The organism is Duganella violaceipulchra, from assembly GCF_019166075.1.
Taxonomy (GTDB): domain Bacteria; phylum Pseudomonadota; class Gammaproteobacteria; order Burkholderiales; family Burkholderiaceae_D; genus Rugamonas; species Rugamonas violaceipulchra.
Map to the genome: position 1 here is coordinate 1 of NZ_JAHTGR010000086.1, position 870 is coordinate 870.

General features: G+C 67.1%; 2 protein-coding genes. Both read right to left on the minus strand.

What is annotated here, in order from left to right:
- On the minus strand, nt 1–404 hold a 404-nt coding region (locus KVP70_RS33065; protein ID WP_217946678.1), incomplete at its 3' end, for a DegT/DnrJ/EryC1/StrS family aminotransferase.
- 10 nt (nt 405–414) lie between these two features.
- Nucleotides 415–870: CDP-glucose 4,6-dehydratase (locus tag KVP70_RS33070; RefSeq protein ID WP_501039842.1), on the minus strand; the 456-nt coding region annotated here is incomplete at its 5' end.

Here is an 870-nt window from a genome sequence, read left to right on the forward strand (position 1 = left end):
CCGAACTGGATGATCGGGTTGACGGTGGTGGGGAAGCCGGCGGCCACGCCGATCACCTCGTCGCCCTGCTGGATCGCGCGCGCGCCCAGCTTGGGCGAGGTCAGCGTGTTGAACGCGACCAGGTTGGCCGAGGAGCCGGAGTTGACGGTGATCAGGAAGTCCACGCCGATCAGCTTGGCCAGACGGGCTTCGAACTGGTCGTTGAAGCGGCCGGTGGTGAGCCAGGCGTCGAGCGAGGCTTCGACCATCAGTTCCATTTCCGGCGCGCCGACCACCTTGCCGGCCGGCGGAATCACCGTCACGCCCGGCTCGAAGGCCTTGGGCACGCTGGCCAGCGCGCCATATTCGGCCACCAGCTTGATGATCTGTTCGCGCAGTTGTTCCTTGCTTTGTGCTTCACTCATGATTCCAGCCTTAAAGATGTGCGGTGTGTTGATACGTGTCGATCTGCGCCAGCGTCAGCGCGCGCATGTCGGCGCCCGAGGCGTGCGCCTGGTGCCAGGCGACGATCATGTCGATGGTGTGGCCCAGGTGCCAGCGCGGCTGCCATTGCAGGCGGCTGCGGGCTTTCGAGCAGTCCAGCTTGAGGTAGTGGGCTTCGTGCGGTTGCGGTGCGCCGTCCAGTTCCCAGCTGGCGCCCGAGCCCCAGCTCTCGCACAGGCGCGCGATGATCCATTCGACCGGACGGGCGTCGATGTCGTGCGGGCCGAAGTTGAAGCCCTCGGCGAAATCCGCGCCTTGCGTGTACAGGTGCTCGGCCAGGGTCAGGTAGCCCGACAGCGGCTCCAGCACGTGCTGCCACGGGCGGATCGCGTGCGGGCTGCGGATGCGCACCGGCTTGCCGGCGGCGATGGCGCGCACCATGTCGGG